The sequence below is a fragment of the Streptomyces sp. NPDC048349 genome, assembly GCF_040651925.1.
GTDB lineage: Bacteria > Actinomycetota > Actinomycetes > Streptomycetales > Streptomycetaceae > Streptomyces.
In genome coordinates this window covers 1-9,389 of sequence record NZ_JBEZLA010000120.1, presented here as the reverse complement: position 1 = coordinate 9,389, position 9,389 = coordinate 1, and the positions used below count along the sequence as shown (strand labels likewise).

General features: G+C 68.8%; 10 protein-coding genes. 6 read left to right on the top strand and 4 right to left on the bottom strand.

All coding sequences use genetic code 11. The annotated features are described in order from the left end of the window. Positions 1-92: 92 nt before the first annotated feature. From AB0D44_RS33750 to AB0D44_RS33735, 4 genes are all read right to left on the bottom strand, one after another. On the bottom strand, positions 93-671 hold the full coding sequence (locus AB0D44_RS33750; protein WP_362598531.1) for a TetR family transcriptional regulator: 579 nt from the start codon (positions 669-671) through the stop codon (positions 93-95). A gap of 695 nt (positions 672-1,366) precedes the next feature. Next, positions 1,367-2,824, bottom strand: a complete 1,458-nt coding sequence (locus AB0D44_RS33745) for a catalase (RefSeq protein WP_362598534.1) — start codon at positions 2,822-2,824, stop codon at positions 1,367-1,369. A gap of 215 nt (positions 2,825-3,039) precedes the next feature. Beyond that, on the bottom strand, positions 3,040-3,930 hold the full coding sequence (locus AB0D44_RS33740) for a 2-hydroxy-3-oxopropionate reductase (RefSeq protein WP_362598528.1): 891 nt from the start codon (positions 3,928-3,930) through the stop codon (positions 3,040-3,042). Between the two features lie 75 nt (positions 3,931-4,005). Next, on the bottom strand, positions 4,006-4,839 hold the full coding sequence (locus AB0D44_RS33735) for a TIM barrel protein (RefSeq protein ID WP_362598525.1): 834 nt from the start codon (positions 4,837-4,839) through the stop codon (positions 4,006-4,008). 126 nt (positions 4,840-4,965) lie between these two features. Between AB0D44_RS33735 and AB0D44_RS33730 the strand changes: the two genes are divergently transcribed. The 6 genes from AB0D44_RS33730 (at position 4,966) to AB0D44_RS33705 (ending at position 9,193) form a co-directional block, all read left to right on the top strand. Next, positions 4,966-5,217 carry a thiamine-binding protein gene (locus tag AB0D44_RS33730; RefSeq protein ID WP_079154403.1) on the top strand — a complete coding sequence of 84 codons (252 nt, stop codon included), beginning with the start codon at positions 4,966-4,968 and terminating at the stop codon, positions 5,215-5,217. Next, complete coding sequence (locus tag AB0D44_RS33725; protein WP_362598522.1) at positions 5,214-5,609, top strand: helix-turn-helix domain-containing protein; 396 nt, start codon at positions 5,214-5,216, stop codon at positions 5,607-5,609. The genes AB0D44_RS33730 and AB0D44_RS33725 overlap by 4 nt, the downstream gene beginning before the upstream one ends. A 154-nt stretch (positions 5,610-5,763) precedes the next feature. After that, a complete protein-coding gene (gene uraD, locus AB0D44_RS33720; protein WP_362598519.1) occupies positions 5,764-6,282 on the top strand; it encodes a 2-oxo-4-hydroxy-4-carboxy-5-ureidoimidazoline decarboxylase in 519 nt (172 codons plus the stop codon). Positions 6,283-6,284: 2 nt separating this feature from the next. Then, a complete protein-coding gene (gene uraH, locus AB0D44_RS33715) occupies positions 6,285-6,674 on the top strand; it encodes a hydroxyisourate hydrolase (RefSeq protein WP_362598516.1) in 390 nt (129 codons plus the stop codon). A gap of 1 nt (position 6,675) precedes the next feature. Then, positions 6,676-7,599 (top strand): factor-independent urate hydroxylase, encoded by a 924-nt coding sequence (gene pucL, locus AB0D44_RS33710; protein WP_362598514.1) that lies wholly within the window; start codon positions 6,676-6,678, stop codon positions 7,597-7,599. Positions 7,600-7,789: 190 nt separating this feature from the next. Next, positions 7,790-9,193 carry an 8-oxoguanine deaminase gene (locus AB0D44_RS33705; protein WP_362598511.1) on the top strand — a complete coding sequence of 468 codons (1,404 nt, stop codon included), beginning with the start codon at positions 7,790-7,792 and terminating at the stop codon, positions 9,191-9,193. The last annotated feature ends 196 nt before the right edge of the window (positions 9,194-9,389 follow it).

The window sequence follows — 9,389 nt, the reverse complement described above, 5'->3', positions numbered from 1 at the left end:
TGCCCCCGTACTGGACGTACTTGGGCTTTCGGCCGGTGCGGCGAGAGTGCGTGCCGGGCACCGCGACGCCGCGGACCTCCGTCAGACACCCCCTACGGCCGCGGGCCGAGCTCCGCGTCCACCGCGCCGGCCAGCAGCTCCCGGGCGCGCTCCAGGCCGAGGGAGCCGCTCAGCCAGCGTTCGCTGAGCCCCTCCACGAGGGCGGTGAGCCGCTCGGCGGCGTCCAGCGGCTCGACGTGCAGATCGGCGAGGCCGGCCGCCTGGGCGTCGCAGATGGCGTCCGCGGTGTCCTGCGACCAGGAGCGGGTGGACGCGGCCAGCGTCTCGCGCAGGTCGGCGTCGAAGACGGCGCTGGCGCGCAACTCGCCCCAGGCGATGCTGTTCTCCCGGACCCGGGGGACGTCCTGGAGCTCGGCCGACAGCAGCCGGAGCAGCGTGTCGCGGGCGTCCCCGGTGCCCTTCAGGGCCTCGTCGGTGTACCCGGTGGCGCGATCGCTGACGAAGGCCAAGGTGCGCCGGACCAGGCCGGCGCGGTCCTTGAAGTGGTAGTAGATCAGCGCGGTGGACACCCCGGCCTCGGCGGCGAGCTCCTCGACGCGCAGCCCTCTGACGCCGTTGCGGGCGATGACCCGCACGGCTGCCTCCAAAATCAACGTCTGCCGCTCGGCCACGCCCGTTCGCACCTTCCGGTCGCACGTCCCCTGACTGGGAATTCAGTCAGCCCGCACGATATCTCTCCGTGCGGGCATGCTGCGGGTCCAGGGGCGGTCGGCCGGCGGCCAACTCCGTGTGCGGGGGCGGGGAGGCGGGCCCGGCCGGCTCGGGGCTCCCTCCCGCGGACCGCCAGGCGCGCAGGCGGCTGATGCCGGGCTCAGGGCCGCACGGGCGGTGGCGGTGGGTGGAGGCAGGGAACGGCCTCAGGGCAGCACAGACGGTGGCGGTGGGTGGAGACAGGGAACGGCAAAGCGCCGAGTCACGGGACCGTCCGTGACTCGGCGCTCTGGTTGTGACCGCCCGACGGAGCGAGGCTGGCGCGACAGGACGTTCGCACCGCCGGGCGGAGTAGGAGGCTCCTCTGTTCCGTGCGGGGGGCTCTGTGCGCAGCCCCCGTACGGGAGAGGAGTGGCTGGGACCGTGGCGGGCGGGCGACGAGAACTCCGGCGCCGTCTCCCTCAGGTCAAGAGACGGGCCTCGGAACCCATTACCACCGCACTGGCTCGCACGCTCGCCACGGTCCTCACGCGGCGCCAGCCGCATGGGCTGGCGCAGTCTGCCCTCACCGCGTACCACCCCTCATCCGGGTATGCGGCTCGGGCCGGCACCCAGGACCTGACCTCCCGTCAGACCCCGGGTACAGCTGCTTGGCTCAGGCGTCGCGCAGGGCGCGGACGGCCTCCTCGACGCGCTTGCCGTAGTCGGCGTCGGCGGCGTGGAAGTGAGCCAGGTTCTTCTCGATGACGTCTTCCAGGGTGACCTGCGACAGACCGCCGGCGATGTTCGCCACCAGACGCTGCTTCTCGGCCTCCGACATCAGGCGGTAGAGCTCACCGGCCTGGAAGAAATCGTCGTCCTTGGTGTGGGCCGGGGCCTCGTGGGTACCCGTGTAGCCGGAGACGGCCTTCGGGGCACCGAGCGCCAGACCGGTCTCGGCCGGACCCTGGTACGAGTTGGGCTCGTAGTTCTTGTCGTGGCGCGAGCCGTTGCGCAGCGCCATGACGCCGTCGCGGCCGTAGTTGTCGGCCTTCGTCGCCTTCGGAGCGTTGACCGGCAGCTGGGTGTGGTTCACACCGAGGCGGTAGCGCTGGGCGTCGGCGTACGCGAACAGGCGGCCCTGGAGCATCTTGTCCGGCGAGGCGGTGATGCCCGGGACGAAGTTGTTCGGGGAGAAGGCGGACTGCTCGACCTCGGCGAAGACGTTGTCCGGGTTGCGGTCGAGCACCAGACGGCCCACGCGCTGCAGCGGGTAGTCGGCGTGCGGCCACACCTTGGTGAGGTCGAACGGGTTGAAGCGGTAGTCCGCGGCCTCGGCGGCCGGCATGATCTGGACGTACAGGGTCCACGAGGGGTTCACACCGCGCTCGATCGCCTGGAGCAGGTCGGTCTGGTGCGAGTTCGCGTCCTTGCCGACGAGCTCGGCGGCCTGCTCGGCCGACAGGCAGCGGATGCCCTGGTTCGTCTTGAAGTGGTACTTGACGAAGAAGGCCTCGCCCTGCGCGTTGGTCCACTGGTAGGTGTGGGAGCCGTAGCCGTTCATGTGGCGGTACGACGCCGGGATGCCGCGGTCGCCCATGAGCCAGGTGATCTGGTGCGTCGCCTCGGGGGCGTGCGCCCAGAAGTCCCAGACGTTGTCCGGCTCCTGCTTGCCCGTGAAGGGGTCGCGCTTCTGGGAGTGGATGAAGTCGGGGAACTTGATCGGGTCCTTGATGAAGAACACCGGGGTGTTGTTGCCGACGAGGTCGTAGTTGCCCTCTTCGGTGTAGAACTTCAGCGCGAAGCCGCGCGGGTCGCGGACCGCGTCCGCGCCACCCAGCGAGTCGGCCACGGTGGAGAACCGCAGGAAGGTCTCGGTCTTCTTGCCGACCGTGTTCAGGAACGCGGCGCTGGTGTACGCGGTGACGTCGTCGGTCACCTCGAAGTAGCCGTACGCGGCCGAGCCACGGGCGTGCACCACGCGCTCCGGGATGCGCTCCCGGTTGAAGCGGGCAAGCTTCTCGAGCAGCTGCTGGTCCTGGACCAGGAGCGGGCCACCGACGCCGGCGGTGGCGGAGTTCTGATTGTCGGCGACCGGGGCGCCGGACTCGGTCGTCAGCGTGCGCTTCGACATGGTGACCTTCCGTACGGGTAACTGCTGACGGAAAGCGTCTTCCGTCATGCGGAACAGCCTAATTACGGCAAGAACTAAACGTCAACAGTTTGTTGAACGAAGTGGGAGAGGTAATCCGGACGGTGCCGGCGCTTGGGCGCGACAGGACAGGTGTCAGCACCGGCACCATCCGGAAACTCAGGTCCCCCGGGTGAGGGGGAGGGTGTTCGGCCCGCTCAGAGCTGGGCGCCGGAGAGGCGCTCGACGGCGCGCAGCAGGGCCGAGTGGTCCAGGCCGCCGTCGCCCTGGGCGCGCAGCGAGGCGACCAGCTGGGCGACGACCGCGCCGACGGGCAGGGCGGCACCGACGTTGCGGGCGGCGTCGGTGACGATGCCCATGTCCTTGTGGTGCAGGTCGATCCGGAAACCGGGCTTGAAGTCGCGGTTCAGGAAGTTGTCCTTCTTGCGGGTCAGGACCGTGGAGCCGGCCAGACCGCCGTTGAGGACGTCCAGGGCGGCCTGGAGGTTCACGCCCGACTTCTCGAGGAAGACGACCGCCTCGGCGCACGCCTGGATGTTCACCGCGACGATGAGCTGGTTGGCGGCCTTCACCGTCTGGCCGGAGCCGTGCGGGCCGCACAGGACGATGACCTTGCCGAGGGCCTCGAGGATCGGGAGGGCCGCGTCGAAGTCGGCCTGCTCGCCGCCCACCATGATCGACAGGACGGCCTCGATGGCGCCGGCCTCGCCGCCGGACACCGGGGCGTCGATGACGCGGATGCCCTTCTCGGCGGCGTTCTTCGCGAGGTCGATCGAGGTCTGCGGGGTGATCGACGACATGTCGATGATCAGCGCGCCGGACTTCGCGTTCTCGAGGATGCCGTTCTCACCGTAGGAGATGGCCTCGACCTGCGGGGAGGCGGGCACCATCGTGATGATGACGTCGGCGTCCTTGACGGCCTCGGCGATCGAGCCGGCCGCGGTACCGCCGGCGGCCGCCAGGCGGTCCAGCTTGTCCTGCTCCAGGGTGAATCCGGTGACCGAGTAGCCGGCCTTCAGGAGGTTCTCGGCCATGGGGGAGCCCATGATTCCGAGGCCGATCCAGGCAATCTTGGGGAGGTTGCTCATGACGAGGATCCTTCTCTTAATGCTTTGTACGAAAAGTGCGTGAGGTGCCTGGCTGATCGCCCGGACTTTGTCCGCCTATCGGGCGGCGCGGGCCTCGGCGGGCAGCCACGCGAAGGACGCGGCGGCGTCCGCGGCCTTGTACTCCAGGCCTACGTAGCCCTCGTATCCGGCCTTCTTCAGCTGGTCGAGCAGCTCCTCGAGGGGCAGCTCACCGGTGCCGGGAGCGCCTCGGCCGGGCTTGTCGGCGATCTGGACGTGCCCGGTCTTGGCGGCGTACTTTTCGATGACCTCGGAGAGGTCCTCGTCGTTCATCGCCAGGTGGTACAGGTCGAGCAGGAACTTGGCGTTCCCGAGGCCGGTGGCCTCGTTCACCTTGTCCACCACCTCGATGCCGGCCGGGGCGCTCACCAGCGGGTAGAGCGGCGACTCGGGCTTGTTGAGGGTCTCGATCAGGAGGATCGCGCCGACGCGGTCGGCGGCCCGGGCCGCCACGACCAGGTTCTCGAGCGCGAGCTCGTCCTGGACCGCAGGGTCCACGCCTTCGACGCGGTTGCCGTAGAGGGCGTTCAGCGCCTTGCAGCCGACCGAGGCCGCGAAGTCGGCGGCCACGTTGATGTTGGCGTTGAAGCGCTCCGACTCCTCACCGGGAACCGACACCGCACCGCGGTCCGGCCCCGGCAGCTGGCCGGCGTAGAAGTTCAGGCCCACCAGCTGGGTGCCGGCGTCCTCAAGAGCCTTCTTGAGGGCGTCGAGCTCCGCCTGTGCGGGGGTGGGGGTCTCGATCCAGGGCCACCACAGCTCGACCGCCGTGAAGCCCGCCGCGGCGGCAGCCGCGGGGCGCTCCAGGAGCGGGAGTTCCGTGAAGAGGATCGAAAGGTTTACATCGAAGCGCTGGTCCGTGTATCCCATGAGGGGTGTGCGCTCCTTCCGTATTGCGGAAGTTAGTTTCTGCTTGATGGAAGACTGCATGGAGGTTCGCGCGGCTGTCAAGTACGGACTCCCGAAAAGTCCCCACTGCCCGGTAGCTTGGCGAGCGTGCGATTGAGAGTGGAGTTCACGACCGAGCCCTTCGATCTCGAAGAGGCCCCTGCCCATGCCGTGGCCGCTCGCGAGGTCATCCAGAAGGCCCAGCTGGACGCGGTGGACGTCGGCCCGTTCGGCAACACGGCGGAAGGCGAGGCCGACCGGGTACTGGCCGCGGTGGGCGCGCTGCTGCGCGATTCCCTGGAGGCCGGCGCCACCCGCGTCTCGCTCCAGGTCAATGTGCTCGGGGAGGACACGCCGTGACCGAACCCCGCGACCATCCGTTCGTCACCGCGGTCAAGCCCCTGGTCGACGCCATGGGCGGCGAGCTGATGGACCCGGCCCTGGCCCAGCCCGATGACGTGGTGCTGAGCTGGGAGGGTCAGGACCTCCTGGCCGTACGCCTGCCCCAGCTCTCGGATTCGCTGGACCACATCCTGGCGGCGCTGGAGCGCCGGCACGGCGTACCGTTGTCCCAGCTCGACCGGAAGGCCAAGCAGGACATCGTGCGGACACTGGAGGCGCGGGGCGCCTTCTCCGTGCGGCACGGCGTGGAAACGGTCGCGGGTGCCCTGGGCGTAAGCCGCTTCACGGTTTACAACTATCTGAACCGGGAAAATCCCAACAAGACCGCCCAAAAACCAAGCCAAGAGTGAACGCAACCTGACCCACGGTGACGAGCCGCCGCCCAATTCATCCGGGCGGCGGCTTTTGTGTACGGGAAGTTTCAACAAAGTGTTGACGCCGTGTTGTCGAGGGCGTTAGCTATGCGCAGCCCGTCAAAGCAACAACAGGCCACGGAGGCCTACCGTGACTTCGAGTCCGACCCCGGGTCTCACCCGGTTCAACGCCTTGGACGACAGCGCGGCCACGGCCGAGCTGCACGAGGTGTGCGCCAGCTCGGCATGGGTCAGCAAACTGCTCGCCCAGCGCCCCTTCACCAGCGCCGAGTCCCTGTTCGCCGCGAACGAGTCCGCCATGGCGGAGCTCACCGCGCAGGACCTGGGCGAGGCGATGGGAGGCCACGCGCCGATCGGCCGGCCGAAGCCGGGAGACCCGACCTCCGCCCGCGAGCAGCGTGGCATGGCCGGCGCCTCGGAGGAGCTCAAGAACGAGCTCCTGGAACTGAACCTGGCGTACCAGGAGAAGTTCGGCCACGTCTTCCTCATCTGCGCCACCGGTGCGACCGGGGAGTTCATGCGGGACGCGGTCAAGGTCCGGATCGACAACTCGCCGGAGCAGGAGCGAGAGATCGCCCGCGGTGAGCTCGTCAAGATCAACAAGATCCGGCTGACCCGCCTCGTCGAACTCGTAGAAGAAGGAGAGTGAGCATGAGCACCGCGACCACCGCGTCGGTGTCCACGCACATCCTGGACACCAGCATCGGCAAGCCCGCCGAGGGCGTCGCCATCTCCCTGTCGGCCCGTACCGGGCCGGGCGGCGAGTGGACGGCCCTGGGCGGCTCCGCCACCGACGCCGACGGGCGTTGCAAGGACCTGCCGGCGCTGCCGGAGGGCACCACCCACGTACGTCTCGACTTCGAGACCGAGACGTACTTCTCCAAGAAGCAAGCCGAGGCGCAGCAGGACGCCCCCCGCGTAAGGGACAGCGCTACGTTCTTCCCCGAGGTCACCATCACGTTCGCGGTGAACCCGGGCGAGCACTACCACGTACCGCTGCTGCTCAACCCGTTCGGCTACTCCGTTTACCGAGGGAGCTAGCATGGCCACGATTCTGGGCCAGAACCAGTACGGCAAGGCAGAGAACCGCGTCGTCAAGATCACGCGGGACGGCGACACCCACCACATCAAGGACCTGAACGTCTCGGTCGCCCTCTCCGGCGACATGGACGACGTCCACTACTCCGGCTCGAACGCCAACGTCCTGCCGACGGACACCACCAAGAACACGGTGTACGCGTTCGCCAAGGAGTACGGCATCGAGTCCGCCGAGCAGTTCGGCATCCACCTGGCGCGCTGGTTCGTGAACAGCCAGGAGCCGATCCAGCGTGCGCGCATCCGGATCGAGGAGTACGCCTGGGACCGGATCGCCACCTCGGACGCCAACTCCAAGTTCATCGGCTCCGACGAGGTGAACCACTCCTTCGTCCGCAAGGGCATGGAGACCCGCGTCACCCAGATCACGTACGACGGCCAGAACTGGGAGGTCATCTCCGGCCTCAAGGACCTGGTCGTCATGAACTCCACGAACTCCGAGTTCTGGGGTTACGTGAAGGACAAGTACACGACGCTGAAGGAGGCCTACGACCGCATCCTGGCCACCCAGGTGTCGGCTCGCTGGCGCTTCAACTGGTCGGACGACGAGCAGCGGATGCCCAACTGGGAGCGGTCCTACGCCGAGACCAAGAAGCACATGCTCCAGGCCTTCGCGGAGACCTACTCCCTCTCGCTGCAGCAGACCCTGTACCAGATGGGTTCGCGCATCATCAACCACCGCTCGGAGATCGACGAGGTCCGCTTCTCGCTCCCGAACAAGCACCACTTCCTCGTCGACCTTGAGCCGTTCGGCCTCAAGAACGACAACGAGGTCTACTTCGCCGCGGACCGCCCGTACGGTCTGATCGAGGCCACTGTTCTCCGGGACGGCGTTGACGCCCGTATCCCCGTGGACATGACCAACCTCTGATGCGGCACGCGTGTCCCGGGGCCCCGCAGTGGCCCCGGGACGGCGCGACACGCATCCGCTTCCTGAATCGGCACCCGGACGCATGACTCGGGGCGGCAGTACTGTCAGCTGTCAAGGCCCCCGGCTCCGGCACTCAAATCTCCTGGGCCTTGCCGTGCCCGCACCGCCACTGAAAGCACGAGGAAGTCCCATGGCAGCATCGGCAGCCCCTGACAGCGCGGTCGAGCGCATCGTCATTGAGAACTGTGCGATTGCGACCGTCGACGCGAACGACACCGAGTACGCCTCGGGCTACGTGGTCGTCGCCGGAAACAAGATCGAGTCGATCGGTGCGGGCAAGGCCCCCGAGAACCTCGGCAATGTGGTCCGCCGCATCGACGGTACGGGTCACCTCGTCACCCCGGGCCTGGTCAACACCCACCACCACTTCTACCAGTGGATCACGCGTGGTCTGGCCACCGACCACAACCTCTTCAACTGGCTCGTCGCGCTGTACCCGACGTGGGCGCGCATCGACGAGCAGATGACGTACACGGCCGCGCAGGGCTCCCTCGCCGCGATGGCCAAGGGCGGCGTCACCACCGCCATGGACCACCACTACGTGTTCCCCAAGGGCTCCGGCGACCTCTCCGGCTCGATCATCCGCGCCGCGTCCGAGATGGGCGTCCGCTTCACCCTCGCCCGCGGCTCGATGGACCGCAGCGAGAAGGACGGCGGCCTGCCGCCGGACCACGCGGTCGAGACCCTCGAGGGCGCGCTCGCCGACACCGAGGCGACCGTGAAGAAGTACCACGACGCCTCCTTCGACGCGATGACCCAGGTCGCCGTCGCCCCTTGCTCCCCCTTCTCGGTCTCCACCGAGCTGCTGAAGCAGGGCGCCGAGCTGGCGCGCCGGCTGGGCGTGCGCATGCACACGCACGGCTCCGAGACCGTCGAGGAAGAGCAGTTCTGCAAGGAACTGTTCGGCATGGGCCCGACCGACTACTTCGAGTCGACCGGCTGGCTCGGCGAGGACGTGTGGATGGCGCACAGCGTCCACATGAACGACTCCGACATCGCCGCGTTCGCCCGTACCAAGACCGGTGTCGCGCACTGCCCGTCCTCCAACGCCCGTCTGGCCGCCGGCATCGCCCGCGTCCCGGACATGCTGGCCGCCGGCGTACCGGTCGGCCTCGGCGTGGACGGCACCGCCTCCAACGAGTCCGGTGAGCTGCACACCGAGCTGCGCAACGCGCTCCTGATCAACCGTCTGAACACGGTCCACCGCGAGCGCGCCCTGAACGCGCGCCAGGCCCTGCGCCTGGGTACGTACGGTGGCGCCCAGGTCCTCGGCCGCGCCGACAACATCGGCTCGCTCGAGGTCGGCAAGTGCGCCGACCTGGTGATGTGGAACCTGAGCACGTTCCTGCACTCCTCGATCGCCGACCCGGTCACCGCGCTGGTCTTCGGTGCGGCCGCGCCGGTCACCGCGTCGTTCGTCAACGGCAAGCAGATCGTCGAGAACAACCGCCTGCTCTTCGCCGACGAGGACGCGATCGCGGTCTCGACGCGGGAAGAGGCCCAGCGCCTCGCGCGCATCTCGGCGCAGGCCTGATCCTCCGCCCGGCTCTGCCGGGCGGACCTCCAGAGTCCGGCCGGGGGGGACGGCCCCCGGCCGGCCGCCGCGGGCCCCAGCGGGGGGCGCGGCCGCCGCCCCCCGGGGGGGCCCGGGGGCTGTGCCAGGGCGCGCCCCCGGGGCGGGGGCGCGTGGCCCCCGCGCCCTGACGCGGCACCAACACGCACCCGGCGGT